Origin of the sequence: Pseudonocardia sp. 73-21 (genome assembly GCF_001899645.1) — a bacterium.
Classification (GTDB): Bacteria; Actinomycetota; Actinomycetes; order Mycobacteriales; family Pseudonocardiaceae; genus Pseudonocardia.
This window is the reverse complement of the sequence record NZ_MKVV01000071.1, coordinates 19,149-35,571: the sequence shown is the minus strand read 5'-3', so window position 1 is coordinate 35,571 and position 16,423 is coordinate 19,149. Positions and strand designations below refer to the sequence as shown.

Here is a 16,423-nt window from a genome sequence, read left to right as displayed (position 1 = left end):
CCGTGGGCACCACACCCGGGTCGGGAGGTCCGGAGGACGGGCTGATGGCCACGGCCGTCGCCCTCCGCGCGATGGCACCCCGGCTCGACGGGCTGAGCGCCGCCGAGCGGGAGCTCCTCACCGAGTGGCCCGGCCGCCCGGTCTCCGCTCCGCCGGGCGGTGCATGATCATCGTTCGCCGAGGCGGGCGCGGCGGCCCAGCAGGAACGCCCGCTCGGTGTGGTTGCCGGCCAGGGCCGCGGCCTCGTCGTAGGCGGCGCGGGCCTCGTCGGTGCGGCCCAGGCGGGCCAGCAGGTCGGCCCGGGTGGCGGGCAGCAGGTGGTAGCCGGGGATGTCCAGGTCCTCGACGACGGAGAGCGCGGCCGCGGGCCCGTGCACCTCGGCGAGAGCCACGGCCCGGTTCAGGGCCACGATCGGCGTCGGGGTGTGCGCGACGAGCTGGTCGTAGAGGGCCAGCACCTGCGGCCAGTCGGTGGCGGGCCCGTCGGTGTGCACGGCGTTGATGGCGGCCTGGATCTGGTACGGGCCGGGCCGGTCGCGACGCAGGCAGCGCCGGACGAGCTCGTGGCCCTCGGCGATCAGCTCGCCGTTCCAGAGCGTGCGGTCCTGCTCGGCGAGCGTCACGAGCTCCCCGGACGGTCCCACGCGGGCCGCCCTGCGGGCCTCGGTGAGCAGCAGCAGTGCCAGCAGTCCGAGCACCTCCGGCTCGTCGGGCATCAGGTCGGCGAGCGCGCGGGCCAGCCGGACGGCCTCGCCGGACAGGTCGGTGCGCAGCAGCGGGCCCGTCGACGCCGCGTACCCCTCGTTGAAGATCAGGTACAGCACCGTCAGCACCGGGGGCAGCCGGTCCGGAAGCTCCGCCTCGCCCGGCACCCGGTACGGGATGGCGGCGTCGCGGATCTTCTTCTTCGCCCGCACGATCCGCTGGGAGATCGTCGCCTCGGGCACGAGGTAGGCGCGGGCGATCTCGGGCACCTCCAGCCCACCGAGCAGACGCAGGGTGAGCGCGGTCCGCGCGGACGGGGAGAGGGCCGGGTGACTGCAGGTGAAGATCAGTCGCAGCTGGTCGTCGCGCACCGGTCCCACCTCCTCGGGTCGGTCGTCGGGCTGGTGCAGCAGCAGGGCGTGGACGTGGCGTTCCTCGCGGGTGGCCTCGCGGCGGAACCGGTCGACGGCCCGGTTGCGCGCGGTGGTGACGATCCAGCCGCCCGGGTTGGGCGGCAGCACCTCCCACTTCTCCAGCGCTACCGCGAACGCGTCCTGGACGGCCTCCTCGGCGAGTCCGATGTCGCCGAGGAGGCGCGTCAGGGTGGCGACGCAGCGGCCGTACTCGGCCCGGTAGACGCTGCTGAGGTCCACCCGTCAGCTCTGGCTCAGGCCGTCGAAGGGGCGCACCTCGATCGGGCCCCAGCACGCCTCCGCGCACTTCTGCGCCCAGGACAGCGCCTCGTCGAGATCGGCGACCTCGATGACCCAGAACCCGCCGAGCTGCTCCTTCGTCTCGGCGAAGGGCCCGTCGGTCATGGTGGTGGCCCCGTCCTGGACGCGGACGACGGTGGCGCTGTCGGAGGGCCGCAGCCCGCCGCCGAACACCCAGATCCCCTTCGCCTGCATCTCGTCGTTGACCACCCCGACCCGGGCGAGGGACGCGTCCCGGTCCGCGCCCGTGGGCGGGGGGACGCTCTCGTCGTTCAGGACACTCATCATGTACCGCATGGCGATCGCTTCCTCGGTGGTCGTCGGTCAGGACAGGCGCCGGGCGACGGCGGGGATCACGATGACAGCCGCCACGACGTGGGTCAGCATCAGCAGCAGCTTGGTGGACACGGCGGCGTCGGCCAGCGCGTCGGGCACGAGCGACAGCACGGTCAGTGCGACGGTCGTGCGCAGCCAGGCGGTGCGCGGCCGGTGGGCGAACTGGCGCAGCGCCACGGCGATGACCAGCCCGAGGACGGCGAAGATCACCGTCATGACGGCGAACCCGGACGCCGGGATCGGCATCCCGGACACGTCGGTGCTGATGCCGACCGCCTGACCGGCGGTGGCCACGACCGCGGTGGCGACCGCTGCGGCGACGGTTGCGGCGGAACCGGTCCGGAGAAGCGCGGCGGCGGTCGGGGTGGGGGCGTGGGTGGCGGAAACGGTGGTGGACACGGGGACCTCCGGTGGTGGGGGGACCGACCCGGTTGCCGGTCTCTCACCATGGCCACGAACGGGCCCGCGCTCGTTCGACATCCCCGCGGAACATTTCTCGGAGAATCGTGCGCCGGACGGTCCGCTCCCGTTACGTCTCAGCGTTCCGGCGGTCGGGCCCGCCAGCCCGTTCTGGGCCTGGTCCGGGCTACACCGCCCGAGGCGGCGCCACCCCGGCGGTGGTCCGGACGCAGGGCGACGAGCAGGGTCTCGGCGCAGAACACCACCCCGACCCCCCTCCGGATCGGGGACGACGCCGCAGGTGATGGCGACGCAGGTGGCCGACGCGATCTCGTCGAGGATGACCGTGGCCCGGCCGAGGAGCTCGAACCCGGCCCCGGTGAGCGCGACCCTGCCGGGTGCCCGGTTCCCGTTCGAGCCGCCGGATCAGCTCGCTCAGGGTCGGTTGGCCGAGGCGTTCGTCGTCGTCGCGGACGCGTCAGTCCGAGCGGCCGAGTCCGGCGTCGCGGGCGGCGATGACCGCCTGGGCGCGGTCGGCCAGTCCGAGCTTGCCGAGGATGCTGGAGACGTTGTTGGCGACGGTCTTCGTGGACAGGCCGAGCCTGGCCGCGATGTCGGCGCTCGGCATGCCCGCTGCCACGAGGTCCAGGATGTCGAGCTCGCGCGGGGTGAGCTGTGGGAACGGCCGCGCCGCTGGGGTGTCGCGTCCGGAGAGCCGGCCGAGCACGCGCCCGGCGACCTCGGGCGCGAACAGCACCTCCCCGCGGGCGACGGCGTGTACGGCTCGCGCGATGTCCTCCTGCTCGGCTCCCTTGAGGAGGTAGCCGCGCGCCCCGGCCTTCATCGCGGTGAACAGCGAGTCGTCGTCGTCATGCATGGTGAGCACGCAGACCGCGACCCCCGGGGCGACGCGGGCGAGCTCGCGGGTTGTTCCGAACCCGTCGAGGTCGGGCATCTGCAGATCGACCAGCGCGACGTCCGGGCGGTGCAGTACGCATTCCCGGACGGCTTCGCGGCCGGTGCTCGCGACGCCGACCACGTCGAACTCCTCGATCGAGGCGAGCAGCGCCACGAGCCCCTTGCGCACGACCGGATGGTCGTCGGCGACGACGACGCGGATCATGGGAACGCCAGGGGAAGGGAGACCACGACCCGGCCGCCGCTGCCGGTCGGCCCGGCGGTGCAGTGGCCACCGAGTTCGGCGGCGCGCTCGCGCATCCCGGTGAGGCCGACGCCGATCCTCCACTCGCCGTCGGAGGAGCCGTCGTCGAGTATCTCGACGGTGAGCGCGTCGGCGCAGGCGAGCCGGACGATCACGGTGTCGGCGTCGGAGTGGCGGGCGGCGTTGGTGAGCGCTTCGGTGGCGATGCGGTAGGCCGCGACCTCGATCGCCGCAGGCAGTACGGGCGGGTCCGGTGGCGCGTCGACCGTCGCGTGCAGCGGCGCGCCGTCGGTGCGGGTGCGCGTCCGTGCCGCGCGGGCCCGCAGCGCGCCGACGAGGCCGAGCTCGTCGAGCGCGGGCGGCCGCAGGTCGTCGATGATGCGGCGGATCTCACCGATCGCGACCCGGGTGTCGGCGCGGAGCTCGCCGAGCAGTGCGGTGGCCTCCTCCGGGGCGCGGACGGCCAGGTTCGCCGCGGCGTCCGCCGTCATCGCCACGCCGGTGAGCAGCGGTCCGAGCCCGTCGTGCAGGTCGCGGCGCAGGCGACGGCGCTCCTCCTCCCGGGTGCTGACGAGCCGTTCGCGCGAGGTCTGCAGGTCGTGGGACAGCCGTGTCGCCTGGACCGCCGTGGCGAGCGGCCCGGCCAGCAGGTGCAGGATCCGCCTGTCTCCTGCCGCGAGGCGCTTCTCGCCCGACCGCAGGCCGACGAGGAGCCGGCCGTTGCCGGTGATGGGGATGTCCGCGGTGAGGGGGACCGGCCGCCCCGATGCGGCGGCGACCTCGTCGCCGACCCGCACCTCCACCCACGGGAGGTGCAGGGATTCGCGGATCTCGTCGAGCGTGTCGGTGAGCCCGACGCCGAGCCGTCCACCGACGCGTGAGGCGACCCGCAACGGGTCCCTCCGCTCGCCGTAGAGCATCCGGTCGACGGAGCGCTGCAGCAGCGCGCGAAGCGGTAGCACGGCGAGCGCGACGATCAGCGCCGACGCCACACCGGACAGGACGACCACGAGCGCCGCGTACGCACCCAGCACGAGCGCGGACAGCAGGATGTAGGCGACCCCGCGCGCGAGAACGAGCCTGATGTCGAGCAGCTGGTGCCGCAGGATGGCGACGGTGATGGCGATCGGCAGCAGCGGAATGGTGAACAGGACCGCGATGGGTGTGCCGGCGATGAGTGCCCAGGGTGTGACCGCCGCGAGGACGACGACAGCGGCGGCGACCAGCCACAGCAGCTGCCGGCGCAACTGCTCGTCACCGCGTCGGTACCGGACGGTGAGCGCCGCGACACCGATGACGACCGCCAGTGCCCAGCGCAGCTCACTGAGCGTCCACAGGGGACCGAGCTCGCCGTAGGAGGGCAGCGTCAGGTAGCCGCGTGGCAGCCCGGGCACGGTGTCGTCGGCCAGACCGACCTCGGCCACGAACAGCGGTGCCGTCAGCGCGATCGTCCACGCCACCGGGCGCCAGCGTCGTGAGGGCAGCTGCCCGTCGGGGAGCAGGAGCAGCGACAGCGGCAGCACGAGACCGATGTGCCACGGCCACGCCCACGAGAAGACCGTGACGGCCGAGCGGACGATCCACAGGGGTGCGTCGTGGTCGTGCAGCAGCTGCGCCGCGGGCACGGCGACCGCACTGAGCAGCTGGAGCACACCACCGAGGGCGTAGAGCCAGCCAACGGGGTGGCGGGGGCGGTGGTAGGCGATGAGCGCGCCGCAGAACGCGAAGCTCATGCCGATCACCGCGTTGCTGACGACGAAGGAGCCCACGGCCTGGGCGACCGACCAGCCGGATGCGAGTGTGGCCGCGACGGCGCCGCCCACCTCGACCCCGGCGAGAGCCGCGAGGCCGATCGCTGATCGCCCGCTCGCCGAACTGCCGGACATGTCGGCTCCTCCCATCCCGGTCGCACCCGAAGTGTGCTCGCGGAAGCACGGCTGCGTCCGGGAGATCCTCCCGGGTCACCGGGCATCTGCCCAGATCGTCGGGTGCGCTGCCCTGTCGGTGGGACGCGCGTGGAGCGAACGTGCTCACCACACAACCGAGCGCGAGGAGGCGGTCTGCGATGCACGAACTGGAGGAGTTCCTGACCACCACGGTGAAGGCGGTGAACGACGCCGACCATGCGTTGCACAACGGCGATCCCGAGCCCCGGATCGCGTTGTGGACCACGCACGACCCGATGACGGTGTTCGGTGCGCTACCGGTCGAACGCACGGGGTCGGCCGAGTGCGTTGCGCTGTTCCGGTCGCTCGCGTCGCGGTTCACCGACGGCCGACGGTTCGATGTCGAGATCGTGGCGGCCGACGTCGTCGGTCAGATGGCCTACACGGCGGCCTACGAGGACTCCGTAGCGTCCTTCGACGGTGGTCCGACCATGCACAATCGGCTGCGCGTGACACAGATCTACCGGCGGGAGAGCGGTGGGTGGAGGCTCGTGCACCGGCACGGCGATCACGTCCCCGGCTTCCCCCGGCCGGTACCGACCTCCGAGCAGGCCGCGGAGCGGTCGGCATGAGCGCGCCGGTGGCCCGGCTCGCCCGACCCACAGCGGTGATCCTGGCGGTCGCGATGCCCCTGGGGCCGGCTCTGATCGCGGTGCTGCGCGCGATCATGCCGACGTTCTCCGCGGGGACCGCGGCGGAGACGGTGCAGGCGGTGGCCGACGCACCCGGTCGCCACAGCGCCACCGTGTGGATCGGGACGGCGGCGCTGCTCGTGCTGCTGCCGGGCGTGCTCGCGGCGGCCCGGCTTACCCGCGCCGCCGCGCCCCGACTGACCTGGTGGGCAGTGGGGCTGCTGGTTCCCGGCTACACGATGCTCGCCTTCCTCGTCGCCGGTGACGCCGAGATGTGGTCGGCCGACGAGGCCGGCCTGGGGGCCTCGGCGTCGGCGCAGTTGCTCGACCACGGACATCCGGCGGTGGCCCTCGCCCAGGTTGTCTTCATCGTCGGACATGTCGTGGGAACCGTGCTGCTGGGCCTCGCGCTGCTGCGCTCCCGGAAGGTGCCGGCGGTCGTCGCCTGGGTGCTGACGATCTCCCAACCACTGCACTTCCTGGCGCTCGTCGTCCTCGGAGTCCAGGCGCTGGACGCCTCCGCGTGGGCCCTGACCGCGATCGGTATGGGCGCAGCCGCGTGGGCGCTCCTGCGCGAGGAATCGGGGACCGTCCCGATGTCACCGGCCAGCGCTCGCGTACCTGGCTGAACGAAGAAATGCATCAGCAGCCGTCGGACAGGCGGTAGGAGGAGGTGGCGTTCCATGTGGCGACCCGATGGTTGGAGTACTCGGTGCCGGCTCGGTGTCCTGGTACCGCACGGTGACGTGGGCCCGGAATCGGAGCTGCGGGCGATGGCGCCCGCGGCCATCGGGATCCACGCCGCGAGGGTGCCGTTCGGTGCGATCACGGCGGGTGGGGTGATGGACCCGACGATCCCGTTGGCGCCGGTGCGTGCCTTTGCCGGGCCACCCGGCGTCGACGATGCCACCCAGCTGCTGTCGACAGCACCGGTGCAGGCGATCGGGTACGGCTTCACCAGCTCCGCCTACGTCATCGGCGCCGCGGGTGAGGACGCGATGATCGCGCGCCTCCGCGATCAGGCCGGCGGGCTGCCCGTCGTCGCCCCGTGCGCAGCGGCAGTGACCGCCCTGCATGCGATGGGCGCCCGTCGAGTGGCCGTGGTGAGCCCACCGTGGTTCGACTCCCAGCTGAGCGATCTCGGTCGCGACTACTACCGGGCGGCCGGGTTCGAGGTGGACTTCTCCGCCTCCTGCGGTCTACCGAGCGGGCAGGACCTGATCACCCCGGAAGACCTGTACGGCTGGGTGCTGGCACAGGTGCCCGACAGCGTGGACGCGGTGACGATCGGTGGCAACGGCCTGCGTGCGGTGGGCGTCATCGAGGCGCTGGAAAGTGCACTCGGGCGCCCGGTGCTGACGGCCAATCAGGTGCTTCTGTGGGCCATGATGGCGGTCGCCGGTGCAGACCCCCACACGGTGAACGGGTACGGGCGGGTGTTCGGCACATCGCCTGACAGACCGGTCTGACACCCGGCGGCCTTGACCAACCCGGGTGCTCGGCGCCCTCGACCAGTCGGAGGGTTTCGTCGCTGAAGGTGCTGCAGGCGGTCAGTGCCCGCAGAACCCGACCCCGACGAGCGCCACGAGAGCCGGTCCGATGGTCACGGCGGCGACGAACAGGACCGTCATGACGTCGCAGCCTCAGTGAGGCTCCCGTCCTACCCACCGATGTGCTCTGCCGGTAGGAGCTATCTGCCTGGACCGGGCGGGTATCGGCGAGCCCCGTCGCCATTGGTCGGCCCGTCCCGATGCCGAGCTTCTCCGTGAAGGGCGGGATGGGCGTCGTTGGCGACGTCGAGATCGTGGAGCAGGCCATCGAGGAGGGCGTCACCGAAGGGGTCGGTCTGTACGGTCGTGGTCTCCGCGTCGGGCGCGACGTCCTGCGGCTCGGACCCGACGGGAGATCGTGCGTCGTGGTCGGCGCAGGCCGGGGTCCGGTGCGGGGGTGTCGCCTCCGCGAACTCCCGGAAGGCGGCGAAGGCGCGGGGCCCGTACACGGTGGCGGGTCCGCCGTTCATCAGGATGGCGACACCGATCGCCTCGGCGACCTCGTCGGCCGTCGCGCCACTGCGCGCGGCACCGTCGGCGTGGGCGGCGATGCAGCCGTCGCACTCCCTGGTCACGGCGATCGCGAGTGCGATGAGCTCCTTGGTGCTCGTGCTCAACGCGCCCGGTCCGAGCACGGCGCCGTGCAGTTGTGCGTAGGCCTTGTAGGTGTCGGGTATCGCCCGACGCAGCTCGCGCCCGAGCGTGCGCGCCTCCCGTTGCAGTGCGGCAGCGTCTCCCATGTCGACCTCCAGTGGCGTGGTGTGCTCCGGTCGGGGTGTCCTCGGCCGCCAGCATTCCGGGCCCGGTCGACCATGGCATGAGGCCTTCTCCCCGGTGGGACCGGTCCGTCCGGTCCGACGGAGCGGGTCGGTCAGTTCTCGGGCTGTTCGGCGAGCGTGCGCCGGACGTCGTTCATGTCGACGCCCCGGATCTGCTCGATGAGCTGTTCCAGAGCCGGCTCGGGCAGCGCGCCGGGCTGGGCGTACAGCACGACCCCGTCGCGGATGGCCATCAGCGTCGGGATCGAGGAGATGCCGAACGTCCGGGCGAGCTCGGTCTGGGCCTCCGTGTCGACCTTGCCGAACACGACATCGTCGTGCTTGGCGGCTGCCTTCTCGAAGACCGGGCCGAACATCCGGCACGGTCCGCACCACGATGCCCAGAAGTCGAGGAGCACGATCCCGCCGTCCCCGACGGTGTCGTTGAAGTTCTCGGTGGTCAATTCGATCGTCGCCATGGTTGCACCTCTCCTGTTCAGATACCCCCCACAGTATATCGAACGCGCATCCTGTCCGTGCTGTTCCCGTCCGGTGACATGGTCAGCCCGCGGGGCGGATCGTCCGGACGACGGTGTCGACGGCGAACCGCTCGGCGGCTCTACGACATGATCCACCTGGGCGTGAGTGCGACGTCCACGGTGCGCAGCCTCCATCTGACGGCGGCCTGCCCGGTCGCGACGCCGGCGGACCGGCAGCCCGGACCTCACTCCGAGGTCCGCCTGGTCAGGGAGCCGACCGGCGCTGCAGCGCGAGCCAGTTGAAGGACTGGTCGGCGCCCGACGGGGTGGTGTGGTGCTCGCGACGGCGGGCCAGCTCCACCCACCGCGAGGTGCCGCCGAGGGCGTCGAGCAGCTCGTCGGGCGAGTAGCGGGCCGTCGGCAGACCCGAGCAGGCCGTCGGCCCGTCCTCGGCGAAGGTGCCGATCACCGCGACGCCATCGTCCTGCAGGGCGGAGTCGAGCAGCGCGAGGTAGCGGGCCCGCGCGTCGGGGTCACGGAGGAAGTGGAACACGGCCCGGTCGTGCCATACGTCGAAGGTGCGGCCGGGTCGCCAGACCAGAAGGTCGGACACCACCCAGTGGACCCGCTCTGCAGCAGCCCCGAGTCGCTTCCGCGCGACCGCGAGCCCCTGTTCGGACACGTCCAGCGCCGTCACGTCGGTGTGACCGCGGGCCAGTACCGCGTCCACCAGTCGAGATGCGCCCGCGCCGACGTCGATCAGGGATCGCTCCGGGCCGACGTGGATGGCGTCGAGCAGGGCGAGTGACAGCGCGGGTGTCTCGGTGAACCAGCTGACTCCCCGTTCGCCGCGGTCGGTGTACACGGTGTCCCAGTGTTCGGCGTCGATCATGCGACCACCACGGTGGCCATCATCCCCGCGTCCTCGTGGTCGAGGATGTGGCAGTGGTAGACGCTGCGCCCGGGAACGGTGGTGAAGGGGATCCGGAGGCGGACCCAGCCGCGGGGCGGGATGATCACGACGTCCTGCGGGGTGCCCGTGGTGGTCCGGCCGTCGCTGGCCGCGGTCACGGTGAACGGCCACACATGGATGTGGAACGGGTGGGCGAGCGGACTGCTGTTGGTGACGGTCCATTCCTCGGTGCTGCCGAAGGCGATGGTCTGGTCGTCGCGGTTCGGGTCGAAGGAGCGCCCGTCGATGGAGGCGCCCATGCCGCCGCCCATGCCGTCGCCCATGCCCATCCGGAAGTCCGTCGTCCGCTTCCGGGTGACCGGTGCGGTGACGGGGGCCTCCGCGGTGAGGGTGGCGGGGAGTGACGCTGCTGCGCGGGGCGGGCCGGTGGTGACCAGCGTGGCCAGCGTCGTCGATGCGGTGCCGGTGGCGCCGGGGCCCATCATGGAGCCGCGGTCGTAGGCGGCGGTGACGAGCGCGGACCGGCCGGTGTCCCGGGGGCGGACGAGGAGGTCGGCGCGGTTGCCCGGGGCGAGGACGAGAGTGTCGTGGGCCGCCGGGCGCGGGAAGAACGAGCCGTCGAGGGCCATCTGGTCGAGCTGGTGGCCGTCGAGGTGCAGGGCCAGGAAGCGGGACGTGCAGGCGTTGACGATGCGCCAGCGCTCGGTGCTGCCCGGTGCGGCGGTGATGGTGGGCTGGTGCTGGCCGTTGACCAGCACCAGCTGTCCCTCCCGGCCGTTCGCCCGATCGGTGGCGGTGGCCGGGACGACGGCCCCGGCGTCGTCGAGGGTGATGTCGGTGATCAGCAGCAGCCGGTCGGTGGTGACCGGGACGTCGGGTCCGCGGTCGACGATCAACCCGCCCACCAGTCCGCCGTAGAGCTGGTCGGCGACCATCCCGTGGTGGTGGGGGTGGTACCAGTGGGTGCCGGCCGGATGGTCGGCGGGGATCTTGTAGAGGTAGTCGAACGACTCGCCGGGATCGACCCGCACGAAGGGGTTGTCGCTGTTGCCCCGGGGGGACACGCGCAGGCCGTGGGTGTGCAGGTTGGTCGGCTGCTGGAGACGATTGGTGAGCCGGACGGCCAGTTCGTCGCCGGGGCGCACGCGCAGGGTCGGGCCGGGGGAGCCGCCGTTGAAGCCCAGCGCGGAGGTGTCGCGGCCGGCCAGCCGGGCGCCGGCTGCGGCGGTGAGTTCGACCGCGAGCCGGCCGTCGCGGCTGTCGAGTACCGGGGGCTGGACGAGTTCTGCACCGCTGGCGCCGGGCAGGAACGTGGCGGGGGCCGCGGTGGCGCTCGCGATCCATCCGGTGGCGCCGGTGACCAGCCCGACCGCGCCGAGCCCTCCCAGGACCAGAGCGCGGCGGCGGCTGATCGGGGCCGGTGTCACAGGAGGTCGGCTCGACGGCGGTAGTCGTCGGCGTCGATCTCGCCGCGCGCGAGGCGTTCGTCGAGTATCTGGCGGGCCGACCGGTTCGGGACGGCCGGGCGTCCGGAACCTCGGCTCTGGACCATCCGGTAGGCGAGGTAGCCGAGCAGTGCGAGCCCGACGACGACGAGGGTCGGCCAGATCCAGAACCAGCTCATCGCTGTTGTACCCATCATGGTGGTGCGGTCCTTCCGGTCTGTAAGGGGTTCGACGGTCGTCGTCCCGCGTCGGGAGGACGAGGGGCCCTCGCCCTCTCCTGCCGGGCCGGAGGACCTCAGTCCTGGGCCAGGGAGTCGAGTGCGGCGGGCAGGCGCGTGGAGGCGTCCCTGGCGACGGCGGCGAGCTCGGCGTGGGGGTAGCCGTTGGTGGCTGTCACGGTACTCCCGCCGCCGTGTGTCCGATGGAGCGCAGCGGGCACCGTGGCGAGATCAGTGCGCAGCCGGCGGCTGCGACGGCGAGGGCTCCCACTGCGGTCCCGGCGGGCAGGAGCGCGGCTGCCGGCAGCTGCTGGAGCAGGACGAACGTGCCCATGGCGAGGACGAACCAGCCGAACGCCCGGCGTAGGGCCGCGGCGGGGACCCGTGCCGCGTAGTGCGCTCCGATCAGGGCGCCCACCACGGCGGCACCCGTCACGGTGAGGGTCAGCGGCCAGTCCAGGGCCGCTGCACCCAGGTGCCCGGTGAACCCGGCTGCCGACTGCAGAGCGATGACCAGCAGGGAGGTGCCGATGGCGGCGGGCATGGCGAGCCCGCCCAGCAGTGCGAGTGCCGGCACGACCAGGAACCCGCCGCCCGCTCCGACCAGCCCGGCGACGGCTCCCACGGCCGCGCCGGTGAGCAGTGTGCGGACCGGGGAACGGGCGGGGACGGCTACGGAGCCGGCGCGGCGGCCGCGGAGCATCGCGACGGCGGTGGCGATCATCATGACTGCGAAGCCGCCCAGCAGGACGGGACCGGGCAGATGCCCGCCGACCAGTCCGCCGGCGAAAGCACCGGCCATGGCCGCGGCGCCGAACACCAGGCCGGTGCGCCACTGCACGGTGCCGCGGCGGAGGTGGGGGATCAGCCCGGCGAGCGAGGTGACGCCGACGACGAACAACGACGTCGTGATCGCGCTGCCGGTGGGCACGCCGGCGACGTAGACCAGCAGCGGGACCATCAGGATCGAACCGCCCCCGCCGAGCAGGCCGAGGGTGACCCCGACCAGCACGGCGAGCAGGGCGACGAGGGCGACGGTCATGACGCTCATGCCGCGGCCCGGTCGGTGGTCGCCGTGAGCCCGGCGGCGACGGCCTGTGTGAAGTCGTCGTCGACGGCGACGACGTCGTGGCCGCGGGCGTGCAGCAGGGAGGCGACGATGCTCGCGCGGTAGCCGCCTGCGCAGTGCACCCACACCGGTCCGGCGGGGATCTCGTCGAGCCGGGTGAGGATCTCGTGGATCGGGATGTGCACCGATCCGGCGATCGCGGCCGTGGCCCGTTCGGGGGTGCGGCGGACGTCGAGCACGGCCGGGTCGTCGCCGGCGGCGAGCACGGCGGCGAGATCGGTGAACGTGGCGCGACGGAACGACACCGGTGTGCCGGTCCAGTCGGTGGGGCCGCCGGTGGCCATCGCGGCGGGCCGGTCGATGCCGACCCGGACGAGCTCGCGCTGGGCGTCGGCCACCTGGACGGCGGTGTCGCCGAGCAGGGTGATCGGGGTGCCCCAGGGGATCAGCCAACCGAGGTAGGTGACGAACTGCCCGGTGAGACCGACGTTGATGCTGCCGGCGACGTGCCCGGCGGCGAACGCGGTGCCGTCGCGCAGGTCCACGACCCACTCGCCGGCGTCGATGCGTCGGCGCAGCTCGCCCGCGTCGGCCACGGCGGGCGGGGTGAGGTCCGGGGTGTCGGGGCCGGCGCTGTTGGCCGGGGCCATGTGGGCGTAGTAGGCGGGGAAGGCGTCGAGCCCGGCGAGCAGGTCGCGGACGTAGTGCTCCTCGTCCAGGGTGAGTGCGGGATTGGCGCGGGTCTCGTCCCCGACGGTGCCCGCTGTGCCGCTCGCCGTCGCGCTCGCCGAGCAGAAGCTGCCGAACCCGTGGGTCGGGTGCAGGGTCGCGGCGTCGGGCAGTTCGGTGGCGAGACGGCGGGCGGAGTGCCACTGGGCGTGCACGAGGGTGTCGGTGTGGTCGGGCCCGAGGAGGTCCGGGCGGCCGGTGGCACCGAACAGGAGGGAGCCCCCGCTGAACACCGCGATCGGATCGGCTGCCGCGTCGAGCAGTGCATAGGACAGGTGGGTGTGGGTGTGGCCGGGGGTGTGCAGCGCCTTCACGGCCATGTCCGGGCTGATGGTCACGACGTCCCCGTCGTGCAGGCCGGTGCGCTCGAAGGCCACGTCGTCGTCGGCGCTGAGGAGGTAGGCGGCTCCGGTGGCCCGGGCGAGGGCGAGCCCGCCGGTGACGTAGTCGTTGTGGATATGGGTCTCGAACACGTGGGTGATCGTCACGCCGGCGTCGGCGGCGACGGCCAGGACCCGGTCGATGTCGCGCTGGGGATCGACCACGAGTGCGACCCGCCCGTCGTGGGCCAGGTAGCTGCGATCACCCAGCCCGGTGGTCTCGATCGTCAGGATCTCGATCATCGTGTCGCCTCGGTCCCGATGCCGCGCTCGACCGGCTGTCCGTCCTGGATCCAGGCTGCGGTGCCACCCCGGACGTTCACGGCCCGGATGCCCGCTCCGAGCAGCATCCGCGTGGCCTGGGCGCTGCGACCACCGGACTGGCAGACCACGTACACCGGGGTGTCCCGGGGCACCTCGTGCATCCGCGCGCCCAGCACCTTCAGCGGTATCAGCCGAGCGCCGGGCACGTGGCCGGCGCGGTACTCCTCGGCCTCCCGCACGTCCACCACCACCACGGCGGCGGCCGCACGCACCTGGGCCAACTGCTGCTGATCGATCTCCGGCAACATCTCTGAACCTCTCCGTCGGATGTACCCCCTGGGGTATCTGCGGCAACGAGGAAGGCGGCTCATTGATGCCCTAGGGGGTATCAGTGTGACGGACGCCACATGATACCCCATAGGGTATATTGGGACTCTCGCCGAACGATGGAGGTTCACATGTGTCAGCGGGCGACGTGCCGGAACTGCGGCAAGGCCACCTACCGCGGGTGCGGGCAGCACGTCGAGCAGGTCCTGGCCGGGGTGCCGGCATCACAGCGTTGCAGCTGCGCACCGACGTCGGGCTCGGGCGGTATGTGGCGGCGGTTGTTCCGCCGCTCCTGAGTGTGATCAGGGGCCGATGTCCCCGGAACGCGTCAGCTGGTCGGTGGGAATGCCGTTCCGGTCGGGACGGGCGCGGTCTGGCAGCGGGTGTCGAGGGTGTCGATCAGCGTGAGCACGCGGGCGACGGCCGGGTTGCCCTGCGCCTGACGCCGGGCGGACCGCGACCACCGGGACCAGGCGCATGTCGTTCTGGTCGACGACCGGGATGCCGTCGAGGTCGACGTCCATCCCGCGCACGGCGCAGATCTCGTCGACGCGGAGGCCGGAGCCGAGCACGAAGCGGATCAGGTCCGGGAGGTCCGCGCGGATGGCGATTTTGTCGGCGTCGACGTAGGCGAGCAGGGCCGGCGTTCCTCGGCGGTCAGGCGGCGCGGGGTGGCTTTGCGGTGCCCCGTCATCGCGGCGTCTGTGTTGTTCGCTTTGGCGGCTTCCCGGTACCCACTGTTCGCCGGATACACCGGACGTGCACTCGGTGGGAACGATGTCGTCAACCAGAGTCGGTGCCGCGGTGGGCCGTGCGTGCGCCGCGGGGCATGGACTGGGCGTAGCAGGCGAGGTAGACGGCGAGGAACTGGTTGGGATCGTCGAGGTCGATACCGAGCACGTCGAGGACCTTCGTGATCCGGTACGCCACGGTGTTGCGGTGCAGGTAGAGTTGTGCCGCCGTACGTCCGACGGACCGGTTGGTCTCCAGGTAGACCCGCAGCGTGGTGCTGTACTCCTGCTGCTTCGCCGGGCTGAGCGCGTTCAGCGGTGCGAGCAGGTCCTCGATGCTCTGCCGCACCGAGCTCGACGAGTACCACTCCACCAGCAGCCGGCTCAGCCCAGGCGCGTCGAAGAGCACGGGTTCGTCGAAGGCGCCGCGGAGCCGGGCGCTCTGGAGCGCGGAGTCCGCCTCGGCCCGGGAGGCCTGCAGGCCCGCCAGCCCCTCGTGCGCGCCGCCGATGCCGCACAGCACCCGCACCGCGGGGAACGTCTGCACGACACGGTCGAGGACGGTCTGCGCGGCGGACCGCAGTCTCCGCAAGCCAGCCGGGCCGTCAGGATGGTTGCGGTTGCGCAGCAGCAGGACCCCGCCCGCCCGTGGCGCCATGGTCCAGCTCCCGTCCTGCTGCGCCGCGGTCTGTGCCGCCACCCGGCTCAGCGTCTGGGAATAGTGGTAGGCGGTGACCGGGTCGTCCTGCGCCACGGCGAGCAGGTTCGCGAACTCCACGTCGACCACCTGGTTCCACGTCTCCACGTGGATGCCGATCGCCGCGGCCCGCCGGAGCAGCGGGCCGCTGTCCTCGGTCGCCGTGTCGAGCAGCTGGTTGAGCAACTCGCCCGCCGAGAGCAGGGAGAGCTGCTCGGCGCGGTCGGCCTCGGTGGCGTGGCGCGTCATGGCCGCCGCGATCCGCCACATCGCGAGCTGGGCCAGCGAGTCCTCGGCCACGACCGTCGGGGTGCGCTGGAGCCAGTGCCCACCGCGGTCGGTGAGTACCGCGGGGATGCCGACGAGCCGGGGATCGCGGGTGCCGAGTGCGAGCCCGAACAGCTCGGCTGCGCCGGAGCGCACCAGCAGCTCCTCGCCGTCGATGTCGTGGGTCTCCAGGCGGTCGACCTCGTCGCACACGCGAACGGCCCGCTCCAGCAGCGTCGGGACCTGTGTGTCGAGCATCCGGACGACGACGGTGAGCACCGCTGTGACGTCGGTGGCGCGGGTCAGCCGGATCAGCGGCAGGTCCTCGCGGCGGGCCAGTGCGAGTGCGCTGAGGGAGGGCTTCGGCGCGTCGGACTGCAGGACGAGACCCGCGACGCCGCGCAACCGGCGCAGCGCCACGTCGAGCTTGTAGCCCTGGGCCTCGCTCGATGCGGTGCGGCTCAGGATCACCAGCGACCCCGGCGGGCAGTCGCCGAGATCGCGCAGGTCCTCGGCGAGCCAGGCGGCCCGGACCTCCCGGTCGGGTGACCCGACGACGAGCTCGGCCAGCCCGGGTGTGCGCCGTTCCAGTTCGTCGAGCGCATCGGAGACGGTGAGCCGGATCATGGCTCACCCTGACCTGTGCCGGCCGCACAATCAACCCGCTGATGCTGTGCCGATCGCACATGGCTCGACCGCGCCC

Annotated in this window: 18 protein-coding genes; 4 read left to right on the top strand and 14 right to left on the bottom strand. The window is 72.5% G+C overall.

Annotated elements, in window-relative coordinates:
- The first annotated feature begins 2 nt into the window (after nucleotides 1-2).
- Nucleotides 3-167: a hypothetical protein gene (locus tag BGP03_RS22635; protein WP_296374807.1), complete on the top strand. Its 165-nt coding sequence runs from the start codon at nucleotides 3-5 to the stop codon at nucleotides 165-167.
- Here the strand turns inward: BGP03_RS22635 and BGP03_RS22630 are convergent, their stop codons facing one another.
- The 5 genes from BGP03_RS22630 to BGP03_RS22610 all read right to left on the bottom strand — a co-directional run bounded on the left by BGP03_RS22630 (nucleotide 168) and on the right by BGP03_RS22610 (nucleotide 5,201).
- Entirely contained in the window at nucleotides 168-1,358 is a 1,191-nt protein-coding gene (locus tag BGP03_RS22630; protein ID WP_298797010.1) for an RNA polymerase sigma factor, read from the bottom strand. It abuts the gene before it with no gap.
- A 3-nt stretch (nucleotides 1,359-1,361) separates the two neighbouring features.
- Entirely contained in the window at nucleotides 1,362-1,706 is a 345-nt protein-coding gene (locus BGP03_RS22625) for a YciI family protein (protein ID WP_296374811.1), read from the bottom strand.
- 36 nt (nucleotides 1,707-1,742) lie between these two features.
- A complete protein-coding gene (locus BGP03_RS22620) occupies nucleotides 1,743-2,153 on the bottom strand; it encodes a DUF6069 family protein (RefSeq protein WP_296374813.1) in 411 nt (136 codons plus the stop codon).
- A gap of 478 nt (nucleotides 2,154-2,631) precedes the next feature.
- Complete coding sequence (locus BGP03_RS22615) at nucleotides 2,632-3,276, bottom strand: response regulator transcription factor (protein WP_296374815.1); 645 nt, start codon at nucleotides 3,274-3,276, stop codon at nucleotides 2,632-2,634.
- Nucleotides 3,273-5,201 carry a histidine kinase gene (locus tag BGP03_RS22610; protein ID WP_296374817.1) on the bottom strand — a complete coding sequence of 643 codons (1,929 nt, stop codon included), beginning with the start codon at nucleotides 5,199-5,201 and terminating at the stop codon, nucleotides 3,273-3,275. Before BGP03_RS22610 ends, BGP03_RS22615 begins: the two co-directional genes overlap by 4 nt.
- 179 nt (nucleotides 5,202-5,380) lie before the next feature.
- Here BGP03_RS22610 and BGP03_RS22605 point away from each other — a divergent pair, with 179 nt between their 5' ends.
- The 3 genes from BGP03_RS22605 to BGP03_RS22595 all read left to right on the top strand — a co-directional run bounded on the left by BGP03_RS22605 (nucleotide 5,381) and on the right by BGP03_RS22595 (nucleotide 7,362).
- Complete coding sequence (locus BGP03_RS22605) at nucleotides 5,381-5,833, top strand: nuclear transport factor 2 family protein (protein WP_296374819.1); 453 nt, start codon at nucleotides 5,381-5,383, stop codon at nucleotides 5,831-5,833.
- Nucleotides 5,830-6,522 carry a hypothetical protein gene (locus BGP03_RS22600; protein ID WP_296374821.1) on the top strand — a complete coding sequence of 231 codons (693 nt, stop codon included), beginning with the start codon at nucleotides 5,830-5,832 and terminating at the stop codon, nucleotides 6,520-6,522. The genes BGP03_RS22605 and BGP03_RS22600 overlap by 4 nt, the downstream gene beginning before the upstream one ends.
- Nucleotides 6,523-6,735: 213 nt before the next feature.
- Complete coding sequence (locus BGP03_RS22595; RefSeq protein ID WP_296374823.1) at nucleotides 6,736-7,362, top strand: maleate cis-trans isomerase; 627 nt, start codon at nucleotides 6,736-6,738, stop codon at nucleotides 7,360-7,362.
- A 221-nt stretch (nucleotides 7,363-7,583) separates the two neighbouring features.
- On the opposite strand, the gene BGP03_RS36030 is transcribed toward BGP03_RS22595, so the two are convergent.
- The 9 genes from BGP03_RS36030 to BGP03_RS22550 all read right to left on the bottom strand — a co-directional run bounded on the left by BGP03_RS36030 (nucleotide 7,584) and on the right by BGP03_RS22550 (nucleotide 16,347).
- Complete coding sequence (locus BGP03_RS36030) at nucleotides 7,584-8,183, bottom strand: carboxymuconolactone decarboxylase family protein (protein ID WP_363094277.1); 600 nt, start codon at nucleotides 8,181-8,183, stop codon at nucleotides 7,584-7,586.
- A 131-nt stretch (nucleotides 8,184-8,314) separates the two neighbouring features.
- The gene (gene trxA / locus BGP03_RS22585; protein WP_296374825.1) at nucleotides 8,315-8,680 is read right to left on the bottom strand and encodes a thioredoxin; all 366 of its coding nucleotides are present in this window, start codon (nucleotides 8,678-8,680) and stop codon (nucleotides 8,315-8,317) included.
- Between the two features lie 265 nt (nucleotides 8,681-8,945).
- Nucleotides 8,946-9,572 (bottom strand): class I SAM-dependent methyltransferase, encoded by a 627-nt coding sequence (locus BGP03_RS22580; protein WP_298797016.1) that lies wholly within the window; start codon nucleotides 9,570-9,572, stop codon nucleotides 8,946-8,948.
- Nucleotides 9,569-11,020, bottom strand: a complete 1,452-nt coding sequence (locus BGP03_RS22575) for a multicopper oxidase family protein (protein ID WP_298797018.1) — start codon at nucleotides 11,018-11,020, stop codon at nucleotides 9,569-9,571. Before BGP03_RS22575 ends, BGP03_RS22580 begins: the two co-directional genes overlap by 4 nt.
- Nucleotides 11,017-11,235, bottom strand: a complete 219-nt coding sequence (locus BGP03_RS22570; RefSeq protein WP_296374831.1) for an SHOCT domain-containing protein — start codon at nucleotides 11,233-11,235, stop codon at nucleotides 11,017-11,019. The genes BGP03_RS22575 and BGP03_RS22570 overlap by 4 nt, the downstream gene beginning before the upstream one ends.
- A 196-nt stretch (nucleotides 11,236-11,431) precedes the next feature.
- Nucleotides 11,432-12,307, bottom strand: coding sequence for a sulfite exporter TauE/SafE family protein (locus tag BGP03_RS22565; protein ID WP_296374832.1), 876 nt, complete (start codon nucleotides 12,305-12,307; stop codon nucleotides 11,432-11,434).
- Nucleotides 12,304-13,677, bottom strand: coding sequence for an MBL fold metallo-hydrolase (locus BGP03_RS22560; RefSeq protein ID WP_298797022.1), 1,374 nt, complete (start codon nucleotides 13,675-13,677; stop codon nucleotides 12,304-12,306). Before BGP03_RS22560 ends, BGP03_RS22565 begins: the two co-directional genes overlap by 4 nt.
- Complete coding sequence (locus tag BGP03_RS22555) at nucleotides 13,674-14,006, bottom strand: rhodanese-like domain-containing protein (protein ID WP_296374836.1); 333 nt, start codon at nucleotides 14,004-14,006, stop codon at nucleotides 13,674-13,676. The genes BGP03_RS22560 and BGP03_RS22555 overlap by 4 nt, the downstream gene beginning before the upstream one ends.
- 802 nt (nucleotides 14,007-14,808) lie before the next feature.
- Nucleotides 14,809-16,347 (bottom strand): helix-turn-helix domain-containing protein, encoded by a 1,539-nt coding sequence (locus BGP03_RS22550; protein WP_298797024.1) that lies wholly within the window; start codon nucleotides 16,345-16,347, stop codon nucleotides 14,809-14,811.
- Nucleotides 16,348-16,423: the final 76 nt, after the last annotated feature.

What these genes read in the sequence shown, in the direction of transcription:
- BGP03_RS22625 (WP_296374811.1), bottom strand. Translation starts at nt 1,706, where the DNA reads ATGATGAGTGTCCTGAACGACGAGAGCGTCCCCCCGCCCACGGGCGCG.
- BGP03_RS22615 (WP_296374815.1), bottom strand. Translation starts at nt 3,276, where the DNA reads ATGATCCGCGTCGTCGTCGCCGACGACCATCCGGTCGTGCGCAAGGGG.
- BGP03_RS22610 (WP_296374817.1), bottom strand. Translation starts at nt 5,201, where the DNA reads ATGTCCGGCAGTTCGGCGAGCGGGCGATCAGCGATCGGCCTCGCGGCT.
- BGP03_RS22605 (WP_296374819.1), top strand. Translation starts at nt 5,381, where the DNA reads ATGCACGAACTGGAGGAGTTCCTGACCACCACGGTGAAGGCGGTGAAC.
- BGP03_RS22600 (WP_296374821.1), top strand. Translation starts at nt 5,830, where the DNA reads ATGAGCGCGCCGGTGGCCCGGCTCGCCCGACCCACAGCGGTGATCCTG.
- BGP03_RS22595 (WP_296374823.1), top strand. Translation starts at nt 6,736, where the DNA reads ATGGACCCGACGATCCCGTTGGCGCCGGTGCGTGCCTTTGCCGGGCCA.
- BGP03_RS36030 (WP_363094277.1), bottom strand. Translation starts at nt 8,183, where the DNA reads ATGGGAGACGCTGCCGCACTGCAACGGGAGGCGCGCACGCTCGGGCGC.
- trxA (WP_296374825.1), bottom strand. Translation starts at nt 8,680, where the DNA reads ATGGCGACGATCGAATTGACCACCGAGAACTTCAACGACACCGTCGGG.
- BGP03_RS22580 (WP_298797016.1), bottom strand. Translation starts at nt 9,572, where the DNA reads ATGATCGACGCCGAACACTGGGACACCGTGTACACCGACCGCGGCGAA.
- BGP03_RS22570 (WP_296374831.1), bottom strand. Translation starts at nt 11,235, where the DNA reads ATGATGGGTACAACAGCGATGAGCTGGTTCTGGATCTGGCCGACCCTC.
- BGP03_RS22565 (WP_296374832.1), bottom strand. Translation starts at nt 12,307, where the DNA reads ATGAGCGTCATGACCGTCGCCCTCGTCGCCCTGCTCGCCGTGCTGGTC.
- BGP03_RS22560 (WP_298797022.1), bottom strand. Translation starts at nt 13,677, where the DNA reads ATGATCGAGATCCTGACGATCGAGACCACCGGGCTGGGTGATCGCAGC.
- BGP03_RS22555 (WP_296374836.1), bottom strand. Translation starts at nt 14,006, where the DNA reads ATGTTGCCGGAGATCGATCAGCAGCAGTTGGCCCAGGTGCGTGCGGCC.
- BGP03_RS22550 (WP_298797024.1), bottom strand. Translation starts at nt 16,347, where the DNA reads ATGATCCGGCTCACCGTCTCCGATGCGCTCGACGAACTGGAACGGCGC.